Origin of the sequence: Novosphingobium sp. THN1 (assembly GCF_003454795.1) — a bacterium.
Lineage (GTDB): Bacteria > Pseudomonadota > Alphaproteobacteria > Sphingomonadales > Sphingomonadaceae > Novosphingobium.
In genome coordinates this window covers 2762374-2785670 of sequence record NZ_CP028347.1, presented here as the reverse complement: position 1 = coordinate 2785670, position 23297 = coordinate 2762374, and the positions used below count along the sequence as shown (strand labels likewise).

Annotated in this window: 26 protein-coding genes, 1 tRNA gene and 1 pseudogene; 14 read left to right on the top strand and 14 right to left on the bottom strand. The window is 62.6% G+C overall.

From position 1 onward, the window contains the following. Window positions 1–30 precede the first annotated feature (30 nt). A complete protein-coding gene (locus C7W88_RS13795; protein ID WP_118073970.1) occupies window positions 31–447 on the bottom strand; it encodes a GFA family protein in 417 nt (138 codons plus the stop codon). 11 nt (window positions 448–458) lie between these two features. Beyond that, window positions 459–1304: a MoxR family ATPase gene (locus C7W88_RS13790; protein ID WP_039331145.1), complete on the bottom strand. Its 846-nt coding sequence runs from the start codon at window positions 1302–1304 to the stop codon at window positions 459–461. 270 nt (window positions 1305–1574) lie between these two features. On the opposite strand from C7W88_RS13790, the gene C7W88_RS13785 reads away from it, so the two are divergent. Both C7W88_RS13785 and C7W88_RS13780 read left to right on the top strand, forming a co-directional pair. Continuing rightward, complete coding sequence (locus C7W88_RS13785) at window positions 1575–2354, top strand: hypothetical protein (RefSeq protein ID WP_118073969.1); 780 nt, start codon at window positions 1575–1577, stop codon at window positions 2352–2354. 49 nt (window positions 2355–2403) lie between these two features. Beyond that, window positions 2404–2703 carry a putative quinol monooxygenase gene (locus C7W88_RS13780; RefSeq protein WP_118073968.1) on the top strand — a complete coding sequence of 100 codons (300 nt, stop codon included), beginning with the start codon at window positions 2404–2406 and terminating at the stop codon, window positions 2701–2703. Between the two features lie 4 nt (window positions 2704–2707). Here C7W88_RS13780 and parE read toward each other — a convergent pair whose 3' ends face one another. Beyond that, window positions 2708–4708: a DNA topoisomerase IV subunit B gene (parE, locus tag C7W88_RS13775; protein ID WP_118073967.1), complete on the bottom strand. Its 2001-nt coding sequence runs from the start codon at window positions 4706–4708 to the stop codon at window positions 2708–2710. 80 nt (window positions 4709–4788) lie between these two features. Beyond that, complete coding sequence (locus tag C7W88_RS13770) at window positions 4789–5985, bottom strand: penicillin-binding protein activator (RefSeq protein ID WP_240344663.1); 1197 nt, start codon at window positions 5983–5985, stop codon at window positions 4789–4791. A gap of 20 nt (window positions 5986–6005) precedes the next feature. On the opposite strand from C7W88_RS13770, the gene rsmI reads away from it, so the two are divergent. Both rsmI and C7W88_RS13760 read left to right on the top strand, forming a co-directional pair. Further along, window positions 6006–6842, top strand: a complete 837-nt coding sequence (rsmI, locus tag C7W88_RS13765; protein ID WP_118073966.1) for a 16S rRNA (cytidine(1402)-2'-O)-methyltransferase — start codon at window positions 6006–6008, stop codon at window positions 6840–6842. After that, a complete protein-coding gene (locus tag C7W88_RS13760; protein ID WP_118073965.1) occupies window positions 6839–7195 on the top strand; it encodes a YraN family protein in 357 nt (118 codons plus the stop codon). The genes rsmI and C7W88_RS13760 overlap by 4 nt, the downstream gene beginning before the upstream one ends. Window positions 7196–7202: 7 nt before the next feature. On the opposite strand, the gene C7W88_RS13755 is transcribed toward C7W88_RS13760, so the two are convergent. After that, a complete protein-coding gene (locus tag C7W88_RS13755; RefSeq protein ID WP_118073964.1) occupies window positions 7203–7391 on the bottom strand; it encodes a hypothetical protein in 189 nt (62 codons plus the stop codon). A gap of 113 nt (window positions 7392–7504) precedes the next feature. On the opposite strand from C7W88_RS13755, the gene gshB reads away from it, so the two are divergent. From gshB to C7W88_RS13740, 3 genes are all read left to right on the top strand, one after another. After that, entirely contained in the window at window positions 7505–8452 is a 948-nt protein-coding gene (gshB, locus tag C7W88_RS13750; RefSeq protein ID WP_118073963.1) for a glutathione synthase, read from the top strand. A gap of 60 nt (window positions 8453–8512) precedes the next feature. After that, window positions 8513–9115 carry a DedA family protein gene (locus tag C7W88_RS13745; RefSeq protein WP_118073962.1) on the top strand — a complete coding sequence of 201 codons (603 nt, stop codon included), beginning with the start codon at window positions 8513–8515 and terminating at the stop codon, window positions 9113–9115. Window positions 9116–9195: 80 nt separating this feature from the next. Continuing rightward, entirely contained in the window at window positions 9196–9414 is a 219-nt protein-coding gene (locus tag C7W88_RS13740; protein WP_162896061.1) for a hypothetical protein, read from the top strand. 54 nt (window positions 9415–9468) lie between these two features. Here C7W88_RS13740 and accC read toward each other — a convergent pair whose 3' ends face one another. The 6 genes from accC to C7W88_RS13710 form a co-directional block, all read right to left on the bottom strand. Then, window positions 9469–10815 (bottom strand): acetyl-CoA carboxylase biotin carboxylase subunit, encoded by a 1347-nt coding sequence (gene accC / locus C7W88_RS13735; protein WP_118073960.1) that lies wholly within the window; start codon window positions 10813–10815, stop codon window positions 9469–9471. A gap of 10 nt (window positions 10816–10825) precedes the next feature. Beyond that, window positions 10826–11314, bottom strand: coding sequence for an acetyl-CoA carboxylase biotin carboxyl carrier protein (gene accB / locus C7W88_RS13730; RefSeq protein WP_118073959.1), 489 nt, complete (start codon window positions 11312–11314; stop codon window positions 10826–10828). Between the two features lie 101 nt (window positions 11315–11415). Further along, complete coding sequence (gene aroQ / locus C7W88_RS13725) at window positions 11416–11868, bottom strand: type II 3-dehydroquinate dehydratase (RefSeq protein ID WP_118073958.1); 453 nt, start codon at window positions 11866–11868, stop codon at window positions 11416–11418. A gap of 75 nt (window positions 11869–11943) precedes the next feature. Further along, on the bottom strand, window positions 11944–12300 hold the full coding sequence (locus tag C7W88_RS13720; protein ID WP_162896060.1) for a hypothetical protein: 357 nt from the start codon (window positions 12298–12300) through the stop codon (window positions 11944–11946). 66 nt (window positions 12301–12366) lie between these two features. After that, entirely contained in the window at window positions 12367–12780 is a 414-nt protein-coding gene (locus tag C7W88_RS13715; protein WP_118073956.1) for a holin family protein, read from the bottom strand. A 116-nt stretch (window positions 12781–12896) separates the two neighbouring features. Further along, a tRNA-OTHER gene (locus C7W88_RS13710) sits at window positions 12897–12972 on the bottom strand. A 228-nt stretch (window positions 12973–13200) separates the two neighbouring features. On the opposite strand from C7W88_RS13710, the gene yajC reads away from it, so the two are divergent. The 3 genes and pseudogenes from yajC to secF all read left to right on the top strand — a co-directional run bounded on the left by yajC (window position 13201) and on the right by secF (window position 16156). Further along, complete coding sequence (gene yajC, locus C7W88_RS13705) at window positions 13201–13530, top strand: preprotein translocase subunit YajC (protein ID WP_118073955.1); 330 nt, start codon at window positions 13201–13203, stop codon at window positions 13528–13530. A gap of 27 nt (window positions 13531–13557) precedes the next feature. Continuing rightward, window positions 13558–15163: pseudogene (gene secD / locus C7W88_RS13700) on the top strand (protein translocase subunit SecD). A 15-nt stretch (window positions 15164–15178) separates the two neighbouring features. Further along, window positions 15179–16156 (top strand): protein translocase subunit SecF, encoded by a 978-nt coding sequence (gene secF / locus C7W88_RS13695; RefSeq protein ID WP_118073954.1) that lies wholly within the window; start codon window positions 15179–15181, stop codon window positions 16154–16156. Between the two features lie 36 nt (window positions 16157–16192). Here the strand turns inward: secF and C7W88_RS13690 are convergent, their stop codons facing one another. The 3 genes from C7W88_RS13690 to C7W88_RS13680 form a co-directional block, all read right to left on the bottom strand. After that, entirely contained in the window at window positions 16193–17380 is a 1188-nt protein-coding gene (locus C7W88_RS13690; RefSeq protein ID WP_240344660.1) for a glycosyltransferase, read from the bottom strand. 1 nt (window position 17381) lies between these two features. After that, on the bottom strand, window positions 17382–17954 hold the full coding sequence (locus tag C7W88_RS13685; RefSeq protein WP_118073953.1) for a helix-turn-helix domain-containing protein: 573 nt from the start codon (window positions 17952–17954) through the stop codon (window positions 17382–17384). Window positions 17955–18051: 97 nt separating this feature from the next. Beyond that, window positions 18052–19854 carry an ABC-F family ATP-binding cassette domain-containing protein gene (locus C7W88_RS13680; protein WP_118074777.1) on the bottom strand — a complete coding sequence of 601 codons (1803 nt, stop codon included), beginning with the start codon at window positions 19852–19854 and terminating at the stop codon, window positions 18052–18054. A gap of 111 nt (window positions 19855–19965) precedes the next feature. Here C7W88_RS13680 and C7W88_RS13675 point away from each other — a divergent pair, with 111 nt between their 5' ends. The 4 genes from C7W88_RS13675 (at window position 19966) to C7W88_RS13660 (ending at window position 23292) form a co-directional block, all read left to right on the top strand. Next, on the top strand, window positions 19966–20262 hold the full coding sequence (locus tag C7W88_RS13675; RefSeq protein ID WP_062344478.1) for a PepSY domain-containing protein: 297 nt from the start codon (window positions 19966–19968) through the stop codon (window positions 20260–20262). 115 nt (window positions 20263–20377) lie between these two features. Further along, the gene (locus C7W88_RS13670) at window positions 20378–21055 is read left to right on the top strand and encodes a response regulator transcription factor (RefSeq protein WP_039331476.1); all 678 of its coding nucleotides are present in this window, start codon (window positions 20378–20380) and stop codon (window positions 21053–21055) included. Window positions 21056–21137: 82 nt separating this feature from the next. Further along, window positions 21138–22463, top strand: a complete 1326-nt coding sequence (locus C7W88_RS13665) for a HAMP domain-containing sensor histidine kinase (protein WP_240344940.1) — start codon at window positions 21138–21140, stop codon at window positions 22461–22463. 88 nt (window positions 22464–22551) lie between these two features. Continuing rightward, window positions 22552–23292, top strand: a complete 741-nt coding sequence (locus C7W88_RS13660; protein ID WP_118073951.1) for a hypothetical protein — start codon at window positions 22552–22554, stop codon at window positions 23290–23292. Window positions 23293–23297: the final 5 nt, after the last annotated feature.

Sequence of the window (23297 nt, the reverse complement as noted above, 5' to 3'; positions counted from 1 at the left end):
AAGGCCCTGCCATCTGCAAGGTCTGCACGCTCAACTGACCGGCGGCGGACCTTTCGGGTGACGCGGGAGATCTTCAGGAATTGGCGCCCAACTCGGTGCGCTGTCGGCCCAGATGATTGCTGTCGGCGGCGCGAGTTCGGGGTCGTCGAGCGTGCCGGCACGGATGCGCATCGGCAGGCCGGTCGGCGAAACAGTGCGACTGTAGATTTGCGCGCCACAGGCCTTGCAAAAGCCGCGTTCCACAGTGTTGCCGCTGTCGGCAATCATGGAGAACGATTCGAGTTCGCCTTCGATCGCCACGGCGGCTTCCGGAAACAGCACGTTAACCGTAGCCGATCCGCTGGCGATCCGTTGGCAATCGCGGCACCAGCACATGCGCGCGCCCTGTGGTTCGGCGGAGATCGCATAGCGCACTGCGCCGCAGAGGCATCCGCCGACGTGGGGCATGTCAATCTTCCTCAGTTGCCCGGACGACGGGCCATGAAGGCCAGGCGCTCGAACAGCATGATGTCCTGCTCGTTCTTGAGCAGGGCGCCGTGCAGTGGCGGAATGGCCTTGGTCGGGTCGCGGTTCTGGAGGACGTCCAGCGGCATGTCCTCGTTCAGCAGAAGCTTCAGCCAGTCGAGCAGTTCGGATGTGCTGGGCTTCTTCTTGAGGCCAGGCACTTCGCGGATTTCGTAGAACACTTCCATCGCCTTGCTCACCAGCGTCTTCTGGATGCCGGGGAAGTGGACGTCGATGATCGCCTGCATCGTGTCGCGATCGGGGAACTTGATGTAATGGAAGAAACAACGGCGCAGGAAGGCGTCGGGGAGTTCCTTCTCGTTGTTCGACGTGATTACGACGATCGGGCGTTCCCGGGCTTCGATGCGCTCTTGCGTCTCGTATACGTCGAAGCTCATGCGATCGAGCTCCTGCAGAAGGTCGTTCGGGAATTCGATGTCGGCCTTGTCGATCTCGTCGATCAGCAGCACGGGCAGGGTCGGGCTGGTGAAGGCCTCCCACAATTTGCCCTTCTTGATGTAGTTGCGGATGTCGTGGACACGCTCATCGCCGAGCTGCCCGTCGCGTAGGCGGGCGACGGCGTCGTACTCGTAAAGGCCTTGCTGCGCCTTGGTCGTGGATTTCACGTTCCATTCGATGAGCGGCGCGTTCACTGCCTTGGCGATTTCATGCGCAAGCACGGTCTTGCCGGTGCCGGGCTCTCCCTTTACCAGAAGCGGACGGCGCAGCAGGACGGCTGCGTTGACGGCGACCTTGAGATCTTCGGTAGCGACGTAATTGCTGGTGCCTTCAAAGCGCATCGGCGGTTCCTGTGTGCTTAATCGTTCGGTTAAGCGATAAGGCTGTGGTGCGTTCGGCGCAAGGGGGTTGCTGAACTGACGCCTGCGTCACTTATCCCATGAATACTTGACGCGTATGTCAGTATCACGAGCCTTTGATGACGCGCTAGTCAGGTTGGCGGACAGTAGTTGACGCGGCGGTCAGGTATGTGGCGTGTCAAATTGTCGCTACTGCGTGGGCAATAATCTCGGCGATTGAAGTGCCAGTGGCCCCGGTGTAGCGAGGCGGGAATGGTCGCATCCCGCAATGTCATGGCGAAGCAAGGCTATCAGGCATCGCCGCGGGAGCGGGCCGGAGCGATGGCGTTTGCCGCCGTCACGACCTTGCTGGTGTTTTTGATCATGTGGCGCATGGGTGCCGTAACCGGCTTTGGCGATGGCAAGGGCACTCGTCTGACCGCGATCGACCTTTTCGCTGAAGGTCAGGACAAAAAAGAGGCACAGAAGCAGGACCAGAAACAGCAGAAACAGGCGCAATCGGCCGAGGCCGCAGCGAGCCAGCCGGTCACCGCGCCGCCTCCCGTGCCGGTGCCTGGCAAGGTCGAATGGCCGGAAGGATTCATCGAGCTTTCGCGCAACGACTATCGCTCGACCGACATAGGCAACATGAAGCGGGCGGAATCCGGTGGCGGGCAGCAGGCGAGTGCGGGAAGTCCTGGAGATTCGGCCAGCGTCGGGCAAGGTCCGGGCGGCGTGCGGCTCTACGCCGCGCAATGGTATCGCGAACCCACCGATGCCGAAATTGGCCCCTATCTGCCACAGCGCAGGATGCAGGGCGATTGGGCAATGATCGCGTGCAAGACCATCGAGAAGTACCACGTCGAAGATTGCCAGGAGCTCGGCGAAAGTCCACCGGGATCAGGCCTGGCGCGCGCCATCCGGCAGGCCAGCTGGCAGTTTCTGGTACGGCCACCGCGCGTGAACGGAAAGCCGCAGATCGGAGAATGGGTGCGGATACGCTTTGATTTCAGGGCGAAGAAGAGTGACACAGTTGTCGAAGCGGCAGGCTGAGCTTGGGAGGCAATGGTCTGCCGCAAAGCCATTTTTCGGGGAGGGACGCATGATCATTGTCACCGGCAGCGCAGTTGTTCTGCCCGATCGGCTTGATGAGGCGCTTGCGGTTGGGATTGCGCATTCGGTCAGGTCACGGAGTGAGCCCGGCTGCCTGGATCACAACTGCCATGTGGATGCTGAGGACGAGAACCGGATCGTCTTCGTTGAATACTGGGCTGACATGGCGGCGCTCCAGGCGCATTTCGCCGTGCCGGAATCAAGTGCCTTCGTGCGCCAGATGACAGCTCTTGCGGTCGCACCACCGAAGATCCAGCTGTTCCAGGCTCAAGAAACACCGATGGGCTGACGCCTCAGGCGTCAATCAATTCCGGATCGATCTCGCTCGCGCGGTTCTGGATGAACATGAAGCGCTGGGCGGGATCGCGGCCCATCAGGCGGTCGACGAGTTCCTTCACTGCCGCGCGGCCTTCGTATTCTGGGGGCAGCGTTATGCGGATCAGGCTGCGGGTGGCGGGCGCCATGGTGGTTTCGCGCAGCTGCTGCGGATTCATTTCGCCGAGGCCCTTGAAGCGGCCGACTTCAACCTTCTTGCCCTTGAACTTGGTGGCTTCCAGCTCGGCACGGTGGGCGTCGTCCTTGGCGTAGGCCGAGGTGCTGCCGCTGGTCAGCCGGTAAAGCGGAGGCTGGGCGAGGTAGAGGTGGCCGCGGCGGACGAGCTCGGGCATTTCCTGGAAGAAGAACGTCATCAGCAACGTGGCGATATGCGCACCGTCGACGTCGGCATCGGTCATGATGATCACGCGGTCATAACGCAGCGCATCGGGATTGCAGTCCTTGCGCATGCCGCAGCCCAGCGCAAGGGCGAGGTCGGCGATTTCCTGATTGGCGCGAATCTTGTCAGCCGTGGCGCTGGCGACGTTGAGGATCTTGCCGCGGATCGGCAGGATCGCCTGCGTCTTTCGATCGCGCGCCTGCTTGGCGCTGCCGCCTGCCGAATCACCCTCGACGATGAACAGTTCGGTCTCGCCTTCACCTTCGCCCGAGCAATCGGTGAGCTTGCCGGGAAGGCGCAACTTGCGGGCGTTGGTGGCGGTCTTGCGCTTCACTTCGCGCTCCGCCTTGCGGCGCAGGCGTTCGTCCATGCGCTCCATCACCGCGCCGAGCAGGGCCTTGCCGCGCTCCATATTGTCGGTGAGGAAATGGTCGAAATGGTCGCGCACGGCGGCCTCGACCATGCGCGCGGCCTCGGGGCTGGTGAGGCGGTCCTTGGTCTGGCTCTGGAACTGGGGATCGCGGATAAAGACCGAGAGCATGATCTCGCTACCGGTGATCATGTCCTCGGGCGCGATGTCCTTGGCCTTTTTCTGGCCGATAAGCTCGGCAAAGGCGCGGATGCCCTTGGTCAGCGCGGCGCGCAGGCCCTGTTCGTGGGTGCCGCCATCGGGCGTGGGGATGGTGTTGCAGTACCAGCTGTATGAACCGTCAGACCACAGGGGCCAGGCGATGGCCCATTCGACGCGGCCATTCTCTTCCCCGTTGGGGCCGAGCGGGAAGTCCTGTCGCCCGGCGAAAGGCACCGAGGTGACGCATTCACGGCCAGAGACCTGTTCGGCGAGGTGATCGGCAAGGCCGCCGGGGAACTGGAACACCGCTTCGGCCGGCACGTCCTCGCTGGCGAGTGACGGGGCGCACTTCCAGCGGATCTCTACACCTGCGAACAGGTAGGCCTTGGATCGGACCAGCCGGAACAGGCGGGCTGGCTTGAACTTCGCGTCCTCACCAAAGATTTCAAGATCCGGGATGAAGGTAACCTGCGTGCCGCGCCGGTTGGGGGCATTGCCGATCTTCATCAGCTTGGTTGTCGGGTTTCCGCGCGAGAACTCCTGCGCGTAAAGCTCCTTGTTGCGCGCGACTTCGATGCGGGTGAGCGAGGACAGCGCGTTGACCACCGAGACGCCGACACCGTGCAAACCGCCGCTGGTGGCATAGGCCTTGCCGGAGAACTTCCCGCCTGAGTGCAGCGTGGTGAGGATCACCTCGAGCGCGGACTTCCCGGGATACTTGGGATGCTCGTCCACTGGGATGCCGCGACCATTGTCCGAAATGGTCAGGCGGTTGCCTTCCTCCAGCTGCACTTCGATGCGGTTGGCGTGGCCGGCGACCGCCTCGTCCATCGCATTGTCGAGCACTTCGGCAGCGAGGTGGTGCAGCGCACGCTCGTCCGTGCCGCCGATGTACATGCCGGGGCGGCGGCGGACCGGTTCAAGGCCCTCGAGAACTTCGATGGCGGAGCCGTCATAAGCCTCGGCTGCGCTGGTGGCGGGGAGCTTGTCGAAAAGGTCGTCGGACATGCGAACGGGTATAGAACACGCGCTTGCCTGCGCAAGCGGGGATGGCGCCTTATCCGGCGAAATCCCCCGCTTTCAGGCGTTCAGAACTTGGGCGGCGCGGGTGATACGGTGGCGAAGGTGCCAGCGCCGACCTCGCGCACTTCCATTGCCCGCTCAGCCATGCCGCTTGCGGTGAAGCGGAACACACCGTCGAGCCCGATGAAGCCCTGCGGGTCATAAAGCTTTGTGGTAGGGAAGGTCGTGCCCGGCTTCCATGTCCGCGCGATGTTGAGCGTCAGCAACACACTATCGTAGCCCAGGGTCGCGAGGCGCGATGGCGTTGCGCCAAACCGCGTGGCATAGCTCTTTTCAAATTGGCCGAAGCGCTGGTCGGAAACGGCAGCGAACCAAGCGCCGCGCATGGCGGCCGATTTTGCGATTGCGCCTTCACCGCTCCACAATTCGGTGCCCAGAAGCTTGACGCCTTTTCCGGCGAGCGGACCTGCCTGAAGCGCGATGCGGCTACCATCCGCGATCAGCAGAGCATCGAAACGCCCCTTGTCCTTTGCCCGACGTACGGCGCTGGCAACGGATGTATTGCCGCGATCATAGGTCTCGATGGCGGTGACGGTGACGCCGTTGGCCCGCGCTGCTTCGGTCAACCCTGCGGTGGCCCGCTGCCCGTAATCACCGGTCGGGATGATTGCGGCAACGGATTTGACACCACGCGACTTGGCGAAACCGAGAACGCGGGTGATCGATTGGCCGGGAGCCTGCCCCATGACGAAGACATCGCGCGAGGCGACGGCACTGTCGTTCGAATAGGTAATCATCGGGACTTTGGCCGGGCGTGCGACATTGGAGACCAGCACGACATCATCGGACAGCAGGGGGCCGAGGATCAGCTTGTTGCCATCGGCGATGGCGCGGGCCGCCGCGCTGCCAGCGCCGGTTGCAGTGTCATATGTCGTGATACGCAGGTTCGCCGCGCTTGTATCGAGCACGGCCATCGTTGCGGCATTGGCTATTGATTGACCGACGGATGCATTGGGCCCTGTCATTGGCACCAGCAATGCGACGCGGTGGCGACCGGCATCGGTAGGCAGGACGTTTGCGTCAGGCGCTTTTTCAGTCGGCTCGGCAATCGGGCCGGTGCCCTTGGGGATGACAGTGCAACCTGCCAGCAGGGCCAGCGTGCCGGTGACAAGCCATCTGCGGGAGCGGCGCAAGCCAGTTTCGCGCCAGTCGCCCGATTGTCCCTCGATCATTCCCTGCACACCCTCTTGTCGCTCTGTCATCGCCGGTCCATGGAAATGCCATGGATACGTCGCCTCTTGCACCCGGTCTCTATATTGTTGCCACGCCTATTGGCAATCTTGGTGACATGACCCGTCGCGCCACAGACACGCTTGGGCGCTGTGATCTGGTCGCCTGCGAAGATACGCGGGTGACAGGGAAATTGTTGAATCTGCTTGGCCTTCACAAGCCGATGCGGCGCTATGACGATCATGCCAGCGATGGTGCAAGGGAAGCGCTGCTGGCGGAAATGGCAATCAAGGCGGTTGCACTGGTGTCGGACGCAGGAACGCCATTGATTTCCGATCCGGGATACAAGCTGGTGCGAGAAGCGCGGGCGCGTGGTGTCACTGTAACCTCGCTGCCGGGCGCGAGCGCGGTCGTGACGGCATTGTCGATGGCGGGGCTGCCTACGGATCGGTTCCTGTTTGCGGGGTTCCTGCCGAACAAGGAGAAGGCGCGCGGCGATGTCCTGACCGAACTTTCCGGCGTCCCGGCTACGCTGGCGTTCTATGAGACGGGGCCGCGCCTCGTCGCTTCGCTTGAAGCCATCGCCGAGCGCTTGCCACGGCGCGAAGTTGCCGTTGCACGAGAGCTGACCAAGCTGCACGAGGAATGCCGGACCGGCTCTGCGGCGGAACTTGCGACGTATTATTCGGCACAGCCGCCGAAGGGTGAGATCGTGCTGCTCATTGCTCCGCCCGGTGAATCCGAGGCGCCCGATGATGATGTCATCGACGCAGAGCTGCGTGCAGCGCTCACCGAGATGTCGACATCGCAGGCGGCGGGCAAAGTGGCCAAGGCGCACGGGCTGGACCGCAAGGCGCTTTACGCACGGGCCATGGCACTGAAGCAATGAAACGGGCCGAGGCCGAGCAGCGGGGGCGACGGGCGGAAGTGCTGGCGGCGTGGTGGCTGCGACTTCTCGGCTGGCGCATCCTGGCGCAGCGGGTGAAGCTCAAGGCAGGCGAGGTGGATCTGATCGCGCGAAAAGGGCGGACGGTTGCGTTCATCGAAGTGAAGTGGCGCAAGGACGCCTGGCAACTCGGCGCGTCGATTGATGCTCACCGCTTGCGCCGTGTGGCACGGGCTGCGGAGGTGCTCGCCGCAAAGTATGCCGGGCCGGGGGACGAACTTCGGATTGACGTGATCCTGATGGCCCCGGGAAAGTGGCCGCGCCGGATTGCCAACGCCTGGCAACCCGGCGCCTGACCGACGCTTAGTGGGCGGGCTTGTGCTCTTCCTTGTGCTCGCCGTCCTTGTGCTCGTCGTGATGCTCGTCTTTTTTGTCTTTCTTGTGATCGTCATGCGGGGCCGAGGTCGGGTGCGGATCGGGGTTGGCGATGCCTTGCGACGACCAGCCGAGAACGGCGATTCCAGCAACGGCGACAGCGAACAGTTTGCGCATCAATGGCTCCTGAGTGGTGAGGCGCCCGGTTGGCGCGCAGTGAAAATGGTCGCGCAGCCGATAAAGTGGCTTTAAGGCGCTGGTGAGAGAAACCCCTGAGGATCGGTGCAAGCATGACACTCCGCGTCGCGGTTCAGATGGACCCGCTCCACTCCATTAATATTGCTGGAGATTCCAGCTTTGCACTGATGCTTTCGGCGCAGGAGCGCGGGCACGAGGTTTACCATTACGACGTTGGCTCACTGACGCTGGACGAAGATGACCGGCTGATTGCCCATGCCCGCCCGGTCACGGTGCAGCGCGTGGAAGGCGACCACTACAAGACCGGCGACCTGCGCCGGCTCGATCTTGGGCGCGATATCGATGTGGTCCTCATGCGGCAGGACCCGCCGTTCCATATGGGTTACATCACGGCGACGCATCTGCTTGAGCGGATCGAGGGCGAGACGCTGGTCGTCAACAACCCCCGGAGCGTTCGAAATGCGCCTGAAAAGGTCATGGTGCTGGACTACCGACGCTTCATGCCGCCGACCATCGTGACCCGCTCGGTCGAGGAAGTGCGGCTGTTCCAGAAGAAGCACGGCGCGATCGTCGTGAAGCCGATCCACGGCAATGGCGGCAAGGCGATCTTTCGCGTCGGACCTGAAGGGGAAAACCTCGGCGCGCTGTTCGAGGTGTTCAACCAGACCTGGCCCGAACCGCACATGGTGCAGGCATTCCTTCCCGAAGTTGCCAAGGGCGACAAGCGCATCGTCCTGGTCGATGGCGAGATTGCCGGCGCGATCAACCGCAAGCCGGGTGAGGGTGAGTTCCGCTCGAACCTTGCTGTCGGCGGCTATGCCGAAAAGACCGAACTGACGCCCGAAGAGCAGGAGATCTGCGCCGCACTCGGGCCGGAACTGAAGCGTCTCGGCCTGATATTCGTCGGCATCGATGTGATCGGCGGCAAGTACCTGACCGAGATCAACGTCACATCGCCGACCGGTATCGTCGCAATCGACAAGTTCAATGGCACCGATACGCCGGGAATGATCTGGGACGCGATCGAGGCGCGGCTCTAATCGCAAGGCATAGCGCTCCGGTGCAGGAGCTTTTGACCGCTTGCAGGCGTTACCCTTTTCATGAATGACTGGATCGTCCACCTGATCGAAGGCGGCGGCTATTGGGGCATCGCGTTCCTGATGGTCATTGAAAACGTGTTTCCGCCGATACCGTCCGAAGTGATTATGGGCTTGGGCGGCATTGCTGTTGCGCGGGGGCGGATGGAGTTCTGGCCGCTGATGCTGGCAGGAACGGTCGGCTCTACGTTGGGCAATTACTGCTGGTACCTGCTTGGCCGATCGCTTGGCTATCAAAGGTTACAACCGTTCGTGAACCGGTTCGGGCGATGGCTTACCGTGGAGTGGGAGGATGTCGAGGCGATTGTCCGGTTCTTCCGGCGCCATGGCCAGTGGGTCGTGTTTGCTGTCCGGTTTGCGCCGTTCATGCGAACGATGATCTCCTTGCCAGCGGGCCTCACGCGCATGGGGCATAGCCGTTTCCTGCTGTTCACTTTCGCAGGCGCGGCGATCTGGAACGCAATCCTCAGCGGTGCGGGCTATTACCTCGGCCGCAATTTTGGCGAGATCGAGAAGTACACCGGCCCGATTGCCACGGCGACACTGGTTATCGTGGCAATAGCCTATGTGTGGCGCGTGCTGACCTGGAGGCCACGTGGGGGTTGACTAACCGCGGCGAGGCGGCTTTGCCTTGCCCTCCGCTTCGTGCGGTCTGTGCTGTCAATCTATCAAACCAAGGTATTCCAATGGCTGTAAAAGCGATGTGCATTGTCACCAGAAGCGAGGAAGGGCGCGGTGCCTATGCCGTGCGCATGGACAACGACGAGAACGTCTATTTCCCGCTCAGCGTGACCGAAGCGCTCGAACTCGAAGAGTTCGACGAGGTGGAGGCGATACTGGTGAAGAACGATCGGCCCGAGCCGGCCTGGCGGGCTATTCGCGCGCGATTGCCGGTCGTTGACTGAGCAGAACTGAAAAGCCCCCGCACTGCGGGGGCTTTTTTTTGTGCCGATGGTGGCTCAGGCGTCCTTCGCCAGCCACTCTTCCAGCCATTTGATGGTATAGTCGCCAGAAAGGAAATCCGGCTCGTTCAAAAGACGCTGGTGCAGCGGGATCGAGGTCTTTGGGCCTTCGATGACCATTTCCTCGAGCGCCCGCTTGAGGCGCATGATGCAACCCTCACGGGTGCGGCCGTAGACGATCAGCTTGGCGATCATCGAGTCATAGTACGGCGGGATCTTGTACCCGGCATAGAGCCCGGAATCGACGCGAACGTGCATGCCGCCTGCCGCGTGATAGCTCTTCACTAAGCCGGGCGAGGGCGCGAACGTGAACGGGTCTTCCGCATTGATGCGGCACTCGATCGCGTGGCCCTTGAACTCGATCTCGTCCTGGCTGACCGACAGCGGCTTGCCATCGGCAATGCGGATCTGCTCGCGCACCAGATCGACGCCGGTGATCGCTTCGGTAACCGGGTGCTCCACCTGCAGGCGGGTGTTCATCTCGATGAAGTAGAACTCGCCGTTTTCCCAGAGGAACTCGATCGTGCCAGCGCCGCGATAGCCCATGTCGGCCATCGCCTTGGCAACGATGCCGCCCATGCGGTTGCGCTCTTCGGCCGAAATGACCGGCGAGGGCGCTTCTTCCAGCACCTTCTGGTGGCGGCGCTGCAGCGAGCAGTCACGCTCACCAAGGTGGATCGCGTTGCCATTGCCATCACCGAAGATCTGGAATTCGATGTGGCGCGGATTGCCGAGGTATTTCTCGATATAGACCGTGGCATCGCCAAACGCGGCCTTGGCCTCGCTACCGGCCTGCTGAATCAGCGTTTCGAGCTGCTCCGGACTGTTGCAGACCTTCATGCCGCGACCGCCACCGCCCGAAGCGGCCTTGATGATCACCGGATAGCCGGCCTTCTCGGCAATCGCCCTGGCTTCTTCGAGATCCGAAACCGCGCCGTCCGAGCCGGGCACGAGCGGCAGGCCGAGCGCGCCAGCAGTGCGCTTGGCCTCGATCTTGTCACCCATCGTGCGGATGTGCTCAGGCTTGGGGCCGATCCAGGTGATGTCGTGCGCTTCGACGATCTCGGCGAACTTGGCATTTTCCGATAGGAAGCCGTAGCCCGGGTGGATCGCGTCCGCGTGGGTGATTTCGGCTGCCGAAATGATCGCCGCGACGTTAAGGTAGCTGTCCTTGGCCGCGGGCGGACCGATGCACACCGCGTGGTCTGCCAGGCGAACGTGCATCGCGTCGGCATCGGCGGTGGAGTGCACCGCCACCGTCTCTATGCCCATTTCGTGCGCGGCGCGGTGGATGCGCAGCGCGATTTCGCCGCGGTTGGCGATAAGCAGGCGCTTGATGGCCATCAGCGGACCTTTACGCGATCACGACCAGCGGCTGGTCGAACTCGACCGGCTGCGCGTTCTCGACCAGGATCGCCTTGACCACGCCAGCGGCAGGGGCAGTGATCGGGTTCATAACCTTCATCGCCTCGATGATCAGCAGGGTGTCGCCTGCCTTCACAGTCTGGCCAACCGAGGCGAAGTTCGGTGCGCCCGGTTCGGCGGCGAGGTAGCAGGTGCCGACCATGGGCGACTTCACGGCGTTGGCATGGTCGTCTGCCGGAGCCGCGGCGGGCGCAGTGGGTGCCGCTGCCGCAGCAGGGGCAGCCACCGGAGCCGGAGCCGCAACCGCAACCTGAGCGACAGGCGCAGCTGTCAGCTGACGGGCGACGCGGATCTTGCGCTCGCCATCCTCGACTTCGATTTCAGAAAGTCCGGTTTCGGCAAGAAGCTCTGCCAGTTCGCGCACAAGCTTGCCGTCGATCGCCATGTTTTCGGCCTTGTCGCCGCGTTCGTGACCCATTTGAATTTCCTCGCGGGGTAAGAATTCTGACCGCGCGCCATGCCCCCAAGACGATGGACTGGCAAGTGGCAGCGATCAGTGAAAGTGGAAAAACGCCCGTTTCAAAGGCGCGAAACGGCATCCAATGCTGCAAGGTAGCTGTTTGCGCCGAAGCCGCAGACAGTCCCAAGCGCTGCCATGCCGACATAGGAATGGTGGCGGAATGCCTCGCGCCTGTGCGGGTTGGACAAGTGAACCTCGATTACCGGCACCTTGATCGACTTGATCGCATCATGGATCGCCACGGAGGTATGGGTATAGGCGCCGGCATTGAGCAGCACAGCCTTTACGCCTTCGGCCTGGGCCTCGTGCAGCCAGTCAATCAGGTGGCCTTCATGGTTCGACTGGCGCATGTCGATCTCGAGGCCGAGCTCACGACCACGGTCTTCCAGCATGCCGGCAATGTCATCCAGCGTCTGCGAACCGTAGATTTCCGGCTCGCGCAGGCCGAGCAGGTTGAGGTTGGGGCCGTTGAGCACGTAAACGGTTGTGCCTTGGCCGGAAGCTTGTGTCATCAGATCCCCCGATCGCGAATGCCTGCCGTGATAGACGTTGCAGGCAAAGTCGCAAGGGCCAGAGGGGGATGCCCTTTAAAAGCCGGGAGCGATCGGTGGTCCGGCAGGTGCCTCGATGGTGTTTTCGTATATCGCGCTGTCAGCCGAGCCATCGGTGACTTCATCCGACGATGAGGGGTCGCCGAAGCTGTCGGTCGTCCCGCTCTCGACAACCGGGGCGGGATTGTTCGTCGCCGCCATGCTCAAGGCTTGCCGCGAGCGCTTTTCGGCCGCGTCTGCCTTGGCTTCGAGCGCTGCCAACCGTGCCTCAAGCTTTTCGTTGTCAGATGATCCGCATCCGCCAAGCGCAAGGATCAAGCCGAGCGGCGCGAGGCCGGCCACAAGCGGCGAGAGCCTGCCTGCGGCCAGCGATTGCGATGATAAGCGGTCCAACCTCGATCTCATGCCTGCTTTCATATCAGGCGGAGGTTACCAGAAACTAACCAAGGTGTTGCGCATTCAGCGGTCGGTTCCCCGGGCCTTTCCCCACTGCCGCGCAGCAGTATAGCCAAGGTAGCCGGTGCCGAACAAAGCGTAGAGCGGTTCGGGCAGTCCCTTGAGATAGGCGCTCGTCGCAGTCATGATCGCCTGTGCAGCTACTGGATTGAATCCGGCCAGCAGGCCCATGGGCAGGGCCCACAGGATCACCGCATACATCACATAGAGAAAGCCGGGGCGCGCTCTCCGAGTCCAGGGATCGTTAGCACTGGATTCTGCGAGAATCGCCGAAATGCGGGTCTTCAGCGGCTTGAATTCTCGTGCGCTCTCAAGGCGAAGCAGTTCGAGCTTTGCCTGATCGCGCAGGCCGGCATCGGGGATGATCTTGTCGATGATTGCGGAGACCGATGAAATCAGGGCTTCGGAGTTTGCCATGCTTGCGTCCTTCCGAGTTATGGGACGCAGGGACATATAACCACAAGGCGCGGTGTAGGAAAATGAACACAGCAAAAAGGCCCGCGAGCGCAAAGTGCTTCGCGGGCCTTTTGAATTGGTCGGGACGAGAGGATTCGAACCTCCGACCCCCACACCCCAGTGTGATGCGCTACCAGGCTGCGCTACGTCCCGACCGGAAGCGCGCCTATAGGCAGCACTTTTCAGGATGGCAAGCGCGAGATTGGCGAAAGGTTCGGGGGACCGGCTGCGGCGTGCCGAGGCGCTCTGCCAGCGCCTCAGATTGCCTTGCGCAATTCAAACTGCTAACCGCGCCGCTTGTCCATGCCGGAGCAACGAAAAGCGGGTAAACCGCAGTCGCTCCGGTTGTAATCCCTGCCTTGCGATCCCAGAAACGGACCCATGATGTTGAGCACTCTTTCCGCCGCCGCCGCCAATGCCGGTCAGCCGCCTGCCTGGATGACCTTCATGCCGCTGGTGGCGATGGGCTTCATCTTCTGGTTCCTGATCCTGCGCCCGCAGATGCGCCAGCAGAAGGAGCACAAGGCCAAGATTGCCGCGATGAAGAAGGGCGACATGGTCGTTACTGCCGGTGGGCTGATCGGCAAGGTCATCAAGCTCGATGATCATTACGTGGAACTCGAACTCGGCCCGAACGTCCGCGTCAAGGCCGTGCGCGCCACCATCGGCGACATCGTGCCGCCTGTCGGCTCCTCGCCTGCGAACGACTGATCTCACTTTCCTGAAGGCTGAACGCCCATGCTCGAATTTCCGCGCTGGAAGGTGATCTGGCTTTGGCTGATAACGCTGGTTTGCGTTGCTGCCGCGATCCCGTCGCTTACTGCTACCATGGGCCTGAATTGGCCGACGTCGCTCCCCGAACCCAAGGTCAACCTCGGGCTCGACCTTGCGGGTGGCAGCCATATCCTGCTCGAAGCCGATCCTGCCCAGGTGCGCCAGCAGCGCATCGAAGGCATGGAGGAATCTGTCCGCAACAAGCTGAAGCAGGATGGAAAAGACATTCGCATCAGCGACATTTCAAACCGCGATGGCGCGCTGACGTTCGTTGTTGCCGATGCCTCGCAGGTCGATGCGGTGCGCGAAGCGGTCTTGCCACTGACCAACGGCGCCGGGCTTACCGGCCAGCGCGATTGGGACATCAACGTCGTCGATGGCAACCGCTTCGTCTTGAAGCCGACTGATGCCGGTGTCCAGCAGGCCGTTACGCAGGCGATGGACACAGCCGTCGAAGTCGTGCGCAAGCGTATCGACGCCCTCGGCACCAAGGAGCCGACGATCATCCGCTCCGGCCCGACGCGCATCGTCGTGCAGGTCCCCGGCCTGCAGGACCCGCAGGCGCTCAAGAACCTGCTGGGGCAGACCGCCAAGCTCGAGTTCAAACTAGTAGACACTTCGGCGCTGCCTTCGGACGTGGCGCAAGGCATCGCGCCTCCGGGCAGTGAGATCGTGCCTTTTGTAAGCCCCGCAGAGGGGGCGGCGTACCATCGATCGCTGTAAAGCGCCTAGGTGGCATCCGCGGCGATCAGCTGACCAACGCGCAGCAGACAAACAACCAGCAGACCAACGAGCCCGTCGTCAACATCACCTTCAACACTGATGGTGGCGCAAAGTTCGCGAAGCTGACCACGCAGAACGTCGGAAAGCAGTTTGCCATCATCCTCGACGGCAAGGTCCTTTCCGCGCCGACGATCAATGAACCGATCCTCGGGGCAGCGCGATTATCTCGGGCCGCTTCACCACCGAAAGCGCCAACGCATTGGCGATCTCGCTGCGTTCAGGCGCGCTGCCGGTGGATCTGAAGGTTGTGGAAGAGCGTACCGTCGGACCTGACCTCGGTGCGGATTCGATCCGCAAGGGCGCAATCGCGATGGGTGTTGGCACGCTTGCGCTCGCCGTTTTCATCCTCGTCACCTACGGCCGCTTTGGCGTCTATGCGAACCTCGCCGTGATCATCAACGTGATCATGATCCTCGGTATCATGGGCATCATTGGCACCACTCTGACGCTGCCGGGCATCGCCGGCTTCGTGCTGACCATCGGTGCCGCGGTAGACGCCAACGTGCTCATCAACGAACGCATCCGTGAAGAACGACACCGTGGGCGCAAGGTCGTCCAGGCGGTGGAGCTAGGCTACAAGGAAGCCAGCCGCGCGATCTTCGACGCCAATATCACCAACGTCATTGCCGCCGTGCTGATGTTTGCCTTCGGTTCGGGGCCGGTGAAGGGCTTTGCGGTGGTTCTGATGATCGGTATCGCGACATCGGTGTTCACCGCCGTCACCCTTACGCGCATGTGGGTTGCACAGTGGCTTCGCCGCGCCCGTCCCACCGACATAGCCCTTTAAGAGGAGGACAGACCGATGAAACTCCTCAAGCTCGTACCCGACAACACCAACATCCATTTCCTCAAGTGGCGCGTGCCGTTCTACGTCGTCAGCATTATCCTGATGGCGGCATCGTGGGGTCTGGTGCTGACCAAGGGTCTCAATCTCGGCGTCGATTTCATCGGCGGCCAGATGATCCGCGTGACGTTCGAACGCAGTGCCGAAGCTCCAGTCGGCGAATTGCGCGAGGAAGTCGCCAAGCTCGGATACGGTGAGCCGATCATCCAGCGCTACGGCAAGCCCAACGAAATCTCGATCCGCATGAAGCTGCCGGAAGGCGCAGGCCAGGAAGCGGCGCTTGCCGACAAGATGGCCCGCACCATCACTGTAGACATCAAGAAGAACCATGCCGACGCCCGCATCGATGGTGTCGATTCGGTTTCGGGGAAGGTCTCCAAGGAGCTTGGCTGGGACGCGTTCAAGGCGCTTGGCCTGGCATCGCTGGCAGTGGCAGCCTACATCTGGTTGCGCTTCGAATGGCAGTTCGGCGTGGGCGCACTGTTCGCGCTGGTTCACGACGTAACCTTGACGCTAGGCCTCTTTGCCGTGACCGGCATGGAGTTCGACCTGAACATCGTGGCCGCGCTCCTGACGCTGATCGGCTATTCGCTGAACGATACGATCGTGGTCTATGACCGCATCCGCGAGAACATGAAGAAGTATCGCCGGATGCCGATGCCGGAACTGCTCGACCTTTCGGTCAACGAGACGCTGCACCGCACGATCGTGACCTCGCTGTCCATGCTGATCACGCTGGTGGCCTTGCTGCTGCTGGGCCCCGACGTGATCTTCGGCTTCACTGCGGCCATCACGCTCGGCATCTTCGTCGGCACCTACAGCTCGATCTACATGGCAGCGCCGATCCTGATCTGGCTGAAGGTCAACCCGAACAGCTTCGTGCCGACTGAAACGGCGCTGGAAAAGCAGGAGCGGATCGCGCGCGAAGGCGTGTAGATCCGGCACAGCCACACCAATTGGCGGCGGCGAAGTCTAACGCTTCGCCGCCGCTTCTTCGTACAGGGCGGCGAGCGCACTGGCATTGGCCTCCCAGCTGAACCGCGCGGCATTGGCCGCAACTGCATCCTGCGTGGGTGGAGCCTGAAGCAGCTCGTTCACTGCTTCGGCGATGGCTTCCGGAGTGCGGTCCGCAATCCGCCCGGCGCTGCTATCGGCGACCACCTCACGCGCGCCGCCGATGTCGGGGATCACGACAGGCGTTCCACATGCGAGCGATTCGATCCAGGCATTGGCCAGCCCTTCGCGTTCGGATGGCAGTACCATGGCATCGGCAGCGCACAGCAAATGCGGAAGGATGTCGTGTTCCACAGAACCGAGGAAATGGACCCGCGATTCGAGGCCGAGTTGCTGAACCAGCCGCTTCAGGACGGTTTCATCCGCGCCGGTGCCGGCAATGGCCAGTCGGACATCATCCGGCAGCAATGTCATCGCGCGGATTGCCAGGGCCTGTCCCTTGATCGCAATCAGCGCGCCAACGCACAGCAGCAGACGGCCCTCTGACCAGATCTGGAGGGACGGCAAGGCCGATACCAGTTGCCGCGCCGCCTGGCGCTCAAGCGGGCGGAAGCGCGATCGGTCGAGGCCCGTGTAGTGGACCTTGATACGGTCAGCCGGCATGCCCAGCGCGATCATGTCGTTTGCCAAAGCCTGGGAAACGGAAAGCAGGACAGACGATTGGCGTGCGGCTTCTATCATCTGGCGGCGCGGCCATGACCGCTGTCCCCACAGATGGATGTCCGATCCGCGCGCTTTTATGGCCAGCGGCACTTCAAGTGCGCGCGCGACTTTGGCTGCGGCAGGTCCGTCAGGATAGAAGAACTGCGCATCGATCATGTCGAAGGGCTGCTCGGCATGAAGTCGTTTTGCCAGCGGCAGGACCGCGTGGGCGATCAGCGCCGGGTTGATCGGTCCTGACAGGCCGGGAATCAGGAGAAACCGCGGGTGATGGATCGTGACCGCGCCCTGTTCCTGCACTTCCGGCACGCCTTTAAGCGTTGCGTAACGCTTCATCGGCACTGGTGGAATGCCAATCGGATTGACGACCGTGACCTCCCAGTCCCCCCGTTCGGCCAGGGCTTGCATCTGACGGCTGACAAAGCGGCCGAAGCCGGGACGGCCCATTGCAGGATAGAGCGTGGAGATCGAGAGGAGGCGCCTCACGTCAAAGTTTGCGCACGAGCATTTCGGCAACGCCAAGCCATGCCGGCCGATCGATCACGACCTGTCTTTGGCCAGGCCCCGGCGGAAGCAGGGCAACCCGCCCGTCACGCTGATCGATCAAGCGGCCGAATGCGAACCTACCGGCAGTGCGTGGCGCGAGGACATCGCGGTTGAAGGCGCGGGCGAAGTCGTCCGGATCGATCTGGCGCAGCCAGACCTGATCGCCTGCACGATACTCGCCAGCGCTCGCCTCAACAGACAGCGCGAGGAGGCGGGCAGAACCGTCAAGCGCCACCGGAAGGATGGCGTCCATCGGTTTGGCGAGGGCTTCGGCGCCGTTGGGTCCAAGCCGGGCGACGAGATGGGTGGGGGTATCCTCCTCGGCCTTTACCAGCAATTGCGGCTCGACTCCGAGTGCGGCGCCGATGCGGTTCATCCAAGTCAGCGACAGGCTGCGCGTGCCGGTCTCAAGGCGGCCGATCGTCTGCGCGGTGGTCGGTGGATCGCAGCGCGCAGCCACATCGGCCAGCGTCATGCCCTTCTGTCGGCGAATATCGCGGATTCGGTTGATCATGCGCGCGACCCCTGTTCGTGACCGTCTTAACCGTAACGGTGATTTTTTGCTTACCTACAAACTGCAGGGCGAAGCAAGGGCTTTGCGCGTAGGGACTTCACCCCTCCACCATCTCCGCCAGTTCCAGCCAACGCTCCTCGGCCGCATCCTTATCCGCCCGGACCTTTTCCAGCGCAGCCATCAGGGCATCGAATTTCTTGGGGTCCTTGGCATAAAGATCGGGATCGGCCAGTTGCGCTTCGCCTCGCGCAATCGCCGCGTCGAGGTCCTCGATGCGCTTGGGCAGCAACTCGTAGTCGCGCTGATCCTTGTACGAAAGCTTGCCCTTTTTCGCAGGCTGGGCAGGCGGGGGTGGGGGCGCTGCCGCTTCCGGCTTGTCCGCCCCTGCGGACCGGGCAGCCGGCTTGCCCGCTTGCCTCTGCTTGCGGATCTTTTCCCAATCGGCATAGCCGCCGGCAACGATATCGACCTTGCCTGTGCCATCCATGCCCAGCGTGATCGTCACGGTTCGGTCGAGGAAGTCACGATCATGGCTGACGATCAGCACCGTGCCGTCGTAGTCCGAAATCACTTCCTGCAAGAGATCGAGCGTCTCGAGGTCGAGATCGTTGGTCGGCTCGTCGAGAACCAGCAGGTTCGAAAAGCGCGCAAACTCACGAGCCAGCAGCAGGCGCGAGCGCTCACCGCCCGAAAGCGTGCCGATGCGCGCTTCGACCAGCCCCGGATCGAACAGGAAGTCCTTGAGATAGCCCTGAATGTGCTTGCGGACGCCGCGCACGTCGATCCAGTCGCTACCATCGGCCAGCACGTCGCGCACGCGCTTGTCCGGTGCCATCAGGCTACGCTGCTGGTCGATCATGATACCCTGCAGCGTCTTGGCAAGCGTGATCGTCCCGCTGTCCGGCTCCAGTTCACCGGTCAGCAGCTTGAGTAGCGTCGTCTTGCCCGCGCCGTTCGACCCGACCACGCCGATGCGGTCCTTGCGCGTGATGCGCAACGTGAAATCCTTGACGATGGCGCGATCGCCGAACGACTTGTTGACGTGGTCGGCAACGATCACCGCCTTGCTCTTGGCGTCGTCACTGGCGATGGCCAGCTTCGCGGTGCCCTGCGGAGACAGCATCGCCGCCCGCTGTTCGCGCATCTCGTAAAGCTTTTCCAGCCGTCCCATGTTGCGCTTGCGCCGCGCCGTAACCCCGCGCTCCAGCCAATGCGCTTCGATCTTCAGCTTGGCGTCAAGCTTGTCGGCAGCGCGCGCTTCCTCGGCATAGACCTGTTCCATCCACGCCTCGTATCCGCCGAAGCCGATATCCTTCCGGCGCAGCGAGCCCCGGTCGAGCCACAGTGTTGCCTTGGTCAGCCGCTCGAGGAAAGTGCGGTCATGGCTGATGACCACGAAGGCCCCGCGATAGCGCTGCAGCCAGTCTTCCAGCCAGTCGATCGCGGCAAGATCGAGGTGGTTGGTCGGTTCGTCGAGCAGCAGGAGGTCTGGCTCACTCGCCAGTGCGCGGGCCAGCGCAGCGCGACGGCGTTCACCGCCGCTGGCGCTGTCGGCCTTGCGGGTCATGTCGATCCCGAGCTGCCCGGCAATCGATTCCACTTCATGCCGGGGCGGGGCGTCCTTACCCGAAAGGGCAAAGTCCATCAGCGTATCGAAGCCGGTGAAGAACGGGTCCTGCTCCAGCGTGACGATCTTCGTCCCCGGCTGGATCGAGCGCGTGCCCTTGTCGGCATCAACTTGTCCGCCCAGCAGCTTGAGCAGCGTCGTCTTGCCCGCGCCGTTGCGCCCGATCAGCGCAAGCCGGTCACGCTGCTGGATATGGATGTCGAGATCCTGGAAGAGCCAGCCATTGCCCTGGACAAGGCCGAGGCCTTCCCAGCTGAGTATCGGTGCCGCCATGGCCTGCCGCTTAGCCGCACCGTTGCCCTCGCGCAACGCCCGACGCTGAACGATAACGCGGCTTCGCATTCACCGCTTGTTCAATGCCCTCGGCTTATGCATGCGCACATCATGAACCGCGCCATTGCCCTCCTTGCCGCATCGCTGGCCCTCCTGCCCGTAACGTCGCACGCCCAGCAGCGGCCCGACGAGCAGAACGAGGCGCGCCGCGATCTTCGCGCCGGCAACGTCCGCTCGCTGCGTGACATCGAACGCCGCGTGCTGCCGACCAAGCCGGGCATGCAGTACCTCGGCCCGGAGTACGATCCTTCGGCGATGGTCTATCGCCTGAAGTTCATCCGCGACGGTCGCGTTGTCTTCGTGGATGTCGATGCCCGCACAGGGCAGGTGCTTGGCGAGAGCCGCTAAGCGAAACAGCGGGTGAACGCAGGCTTTCTCGCCAGTTCCTTGACCGTTCAGGTTTCACGCCCCATCTAGCCGTTCAGGTTACCGCGCCGCAAAAGCGCGCAGCAAGGGGCAAGTGATGCGCATTCTGATCGTCGAGGACGAACCCACTCTCGGCAAGCAGCTCAAGAACACGCTCGAACAGAACGGCTATGCCGTCGATCTTTCGGTCGATGGCGAAGACGGGCACTTCATGGGCTCGACCGAAGAGTATGATGCGGTCATCCTCGACCTTGGCCTGCCCGAGATTGACGGCCTGACTGTGCTCGGCATGTGGCGCAAGGAGGGGCGCAAGTTCCCAGTCCTCGTCCTTACCGCCCGCGACAGCTGGTCCGACAAGGTCGCCGGCCTCGATGCCGGTGCCGATGACTACCTGGCCAAGCCCTTCCAGACCGAGGAACTGATCGCCCGCCTGCGCGCGCTGATCCGCCGTGCCTCGGGCAATTCCTCGTCTGAACTCACCGCCGGCGACGTGCGTCTCGATACGCGTTCGGGCCGCGTCACGCTCAACGGTGAGCCGGTCAAGCTGACGGCGCAGGAGTACAAGCTCCTGTCCTACCTGCTGCATCACAAGGGCAAGGTCGTAAGCCGTACCGAACTGATCGAACACATCTACGATCAGGATTTCGACCGCGATTCCAACACGATCGAAGTCTTCGTCACCCGCATCCGCAAGAAGCTCGGCCCCGACGTGATTACCACGATCCGCGGCCTTGGCTACAGCCTCGACGATCCGGCTGAACCCGGACGTGGGTAATCTGCGCAGGCAATAGGTGCCGGAGAAGGGTAGCAACGACACGCCGCAGCCAGCGCCGCATACCGGTTCGCTGGCGCGGCGCATGTTGCTCATCGCGGCAGGCTGGATCAGTGTCCTCCTGCTCGGCGGCGGTCTCGCTCTTGACCAGACACTGACCGGTCTCGTCACCCGCAATTTCGACGAGCAGCTTGGCTACATGTTGACCGCAATGGTCGCCTCGGCCGAGATCGGCCCTGACGGCGAGGTGTTTTTCAACCGCCCCCTCGGCGACCAGCGCTTCCTTGAACCGAACAGCGGCCTGTACTGGCAAATTTCCGGGCAGGGCCACGAAGACTTCCCCTCGCGCTCGCTGTGGGACCGTTCGCTCCGCACTGATCCCGATCAGAACTACGTCGAACCGAAGATCGATGACAGCGACCAGTTCGAGGGTGAACGCCTGCGCATCATCAAGCGCTCCGTCATCCTGCCCGGCGCCAATACGCTGTGGGAGTTTCAGGTCGCCGCCAGCCGAGGCGAGATCGACGCGCAGATCCGGCGCATCCGCTCGATCCTGATCTGGTCGTTCCTTGCGCTTGGCCTCGGGCTGTTCACGATGGCGGGCTTGCAGACCTTCTACGGCCTTGGCCCCTTGCGCCGCGTGCGCCTTGCCATTGCGCGGATGCGTGAGGGCGGGGCAAGCCGGGTGACGGACCCGTTGCCGCTTGAAGTCCAGCCGCTGGTGGTCGAACTCAATGCCCTGCTCGAACATTCCGAGCGGCAAGCCGAGGAAGCCCGCACCCACGCCGGCAATCTCGCCCATGCGCTGAAGACGCCGCTCACCGTGGTGATGAACGCGGCAACCGCCAAGGCCGATGATCTGGCCGATACAGTGATCCGCGAAGCTGCGGTCATGCGCCGCCAGGTTGACCACCACCTGGCCCGCGCCCGTGCTGTCGGTCGCCGCGCCGTCGGCATGTCGCGCGCACAGGTGTGGGAAAGCGCCGAGGCGGTGGAGCGCGCGGTCGTTCGGCTCTACCCGCAGGTGCGCTTCGACATGGACGGCAACCGCTCGGCCGAAGTATCGATCGAGCGGCAGGACCTTGACGAGATCCTCGGAAACCTGATCGAGAACGCAGCCAAGTATGGCGGCGGGTCCGTATTCATCACCGTCGATGCCGCGCCGACGGATCCCAAATTCTGCGAGATCTGGGTGGAGGACGACGGCATGGGCATCCCCGAGGAGGCGCGCACCCGCATCTTCGACCGCGGTGCCCGGCTCGATACCGGCAAGCCCGGCACCGGCCTCGGGCTTGCCATCGTGCGGGACGTGGCCGAAATCTACGGCGGCAGCGTCGAGCTCAAGGAAAGCGAAGACCTCGGCGGGTTGCTGTCAGTCCTGCGCTTGCCGCGTTCGATCACCATGAAATAACCGCTTTCGCAGCACTCTTGCCAGAATGGTCCAAATGTTCGATCCGTTCAGCGGGGCGGCGCTCGGGCCGCAAGCAGGGGGCATGTAAATGAAGGCAGGCTTTGGTTTGGCGGTGGCGGCGCTGTGTCTGGCGCAAGGACAGGTGGCCATGGCGCAGGATGGCACGGCTTCAACGGCAGCCGCGTCGGTTGAGCCTGCAGCAAAGCAGGAGTGCGAACTCCACGTCTTCCCGACCGAGAACTATATCGGCTTCAACAGCGGCCTGCTATCGGGCTTCGGCATTGTCGGCGCGGTGGCGGACCAGGAAGTCCACAAGAACAAGGTCGCTTCGGTCAACAGCCTGATGAAGGACTATCTCGGTCCGGACATCCAGTTGGCCGAGCTTGAGAAGGTCAATTACCGCGCCCGCCTTGGCGTTCAGGACTGGAAGGTGATCATCGAGCCACCGACGCCATCCAATGAAGCAGTCAAGGCCGATCCTGAGCTCAAGGCCAAGGTCAAGTTGCTCAACGCCGATCTCAAGGCGGGACGGCGCATAACCTCGTCCACCAACCCCTGCTACGCAGAATTCGTCCTGCTCAGCGTCTTCTACTTCAAGGCGATGATGTACGGCAGCAACCTGCTCGTCGGCACGCAGTTCCGCGATTTCAGCAAGGGTGGCGCGCCGGTCATCTCCATCGGCGCAGTGAAGAACCCGCTCGAAGTTTTCCCGCCCAAGACGCCGGAAAACGTGGAGGCGGCCAAGGCCGAACTGCGCGAGGCTTTCGCCAAGGATTTCATCGAATGGGCCGACAAGAAGCTCAAGGACGACAAGGCGGGCAAGAAGTAAACCCG

What these genes read in the sequence shown, in the direction of transcription:
- parE (WP_118073967.1), bottom strand. Translation starts at nt 4,708, where the DNA reads ATGTCCGACGACCTTTTCGACAAGCTCCCCGCCACCAGCGCAGCCGAG.
- C7W88_RS13755 (WP_118073964.1), bottom strand. Translation starts at nt 7,391, where the DNA reads ATGCGCAAACTGTTCGCTGTCGCCGTTGCTGGAATCGCCGTTCTCGGC.
- C7W88_RS13740 (WP_162896061.1), top strand. Translation starts at nt 9,196, where the DNA reads ATGGCTGTAAAAGCGATGTGCATTGTCACCAGAAGCGAGGAAGGGCGC.
- C7W88_RS13660 (WP_118073951.1), top strand. Translation starts at nt 22,552, where the DNA reads ATGAAGGCAGGCTTTGGTTTGGCGGTGGCGGCGCTGTGTCTGGCGCAA.
- C7W88_RS13790 (WP_039331145.1), bottom strand. Translation starts at nt 1,304, where the DNA reads ATGCGCTTTGAAGGCACCAGCAATTACGTCGCTACCGAAGATCTCAAG.
- C7W88_RS13745 (WP_118073962.1), top strand. Translation starts at nt 8,513, where the DNA reads ATGAATGACTGGATCGTCCACCTGATCGAAGGCGGCGGCTATTGGGGC.
- rsmI (WP_118073966.1), top strand. Translation starts at nt 6,006, where the DNA reads ATGGATACGTCGCCTCTTGCACCCGGTCTCTATATTGTTGCCACGCCT.
- C7W88_RS13795 (WP_118073970.1), bottom strand. Translation starts at nt 447, where the DNA reads ATGCCCCACGTCGGCGGATGCCTCTGCGGCGCAGTGCGCTATGCGATC.
- C7W88_RS13685 (WP_118073953.1), bottom strand. Translation starts at nt 17,954, where the DNA reads ATGATCAACCGAATCCGCGATATTCGCCGACAGAAGGGCATGACGCTG.
- C7W88_RS13780 (WP_118073968.1), top strand. Translation starts at nt 2,404, where the DNA reads ATGATCATTGTCACCGGCAGCGCAGTTGTTCTGCCCGATCGGCTTGAT.
- C7W88_RS13785 (WP_118073969.1), top strand. Translation starts at nt 1,575, where the DNA reads ATGGTCGCATCCCGCAATGTCATGGCGAAGCAAGGCTATCAGGCATCG.
- accB (WP_118073959.1), bottom strand. Translation starts at nt 11,314, where the DNA reads ATGGGTCACGAACGCGGCGACAAGGCCGAAAACATGGCGATCGACGGC.
- aroQ (WP_118073958.1), bottom strand. Translation starts at nt 11,868, where the DNA reads ATGACACAAGCTTCCGGCCAAGGCACAACCGTTTACGTGCTCAACGGC.
- gshB (WP_118073963.1), top strand. Translation starts at nt 7,505, where the DNA reads ATGACACTCCGCGTCGCGGTTCAGATGGACCCGCTCCACTCCATTAAT.
- C7W88_RS13760 (WP_118073965.1), top strand. Translation starts at nt 6,839, where the DNA reads ATGAAACGGGCCGAGGCCGAGCAGCGGGGGCGACGGGCGGAAGTGCTG.
- C7W88_RS13670 (WP_039331476.1), top strand. Translation starts at nt 20,378, where the DNA reads ATGCGCATTCTGATCGTCGAGGACGAACCCACTCTCGGCAAGCAGCTC.
- secF (WP_118073954.1), top strand. Translation starts at nt 15,179, where the DNA reads ATGAAACTCCTCAAGCTCGTACCCGACAACACCAACATCCATTTCCTC.
- C7W88_RS13665 (WP_240344940.1), top strand. Translation starts at nt 21,138, where the DNA reads ATGTTGCTCATCGCGGCAGGCTGGATCAGTGTCCTCCTGCTCGGCGGC.
- C7W88_RS13770 (WP_240344663.1), bottom strand. Translation starts at nt 5,985, where the DNA reads ATGACAGAGCGACAAGAGGGTGTGCAGGGAATGATCGAGGGACAATCG.
- C7W88_RS13680 (WP_118074777.1), bottom strand. Translation starts at nt 19,854, where the DNA reads ATGGCGGCACCGATACTCAGCTGGGAAGGCCTCGGCCTTGTCCAGGGC.
- C7W88_RS13675 (WP_062344478.1), top strand. Translation starts at nt 19,966, where the DNA reads ATGAACCGCGCCATTGCCCTCCTTGCCGCATCGCTGGCCCTCCTGCCC.
- C7W88_RS13715 (WP_118073956.1), bottom strand. Translation starts at nt 12,780, where the DNA reads ATGGCAAACTCCGAAGCCCTGATTTCATCGGTCTCCGCAATCATCGAC.
- accC (WP_118073960.1), bottom strand. Translation starts at nt 10,815, where the DNA reads ATGGCCATCAAGCGCCTGCTTATCGCCAACCGCGGCGAAATCGCGCTG.
- yajC (WP_118073955.1), top strand. Translation starts at nt 13,201, where the DNA reads ATGATGTTGAGCACTCTTTCCGCCGCCGCCGCCAATGCCGGTCAGCCG.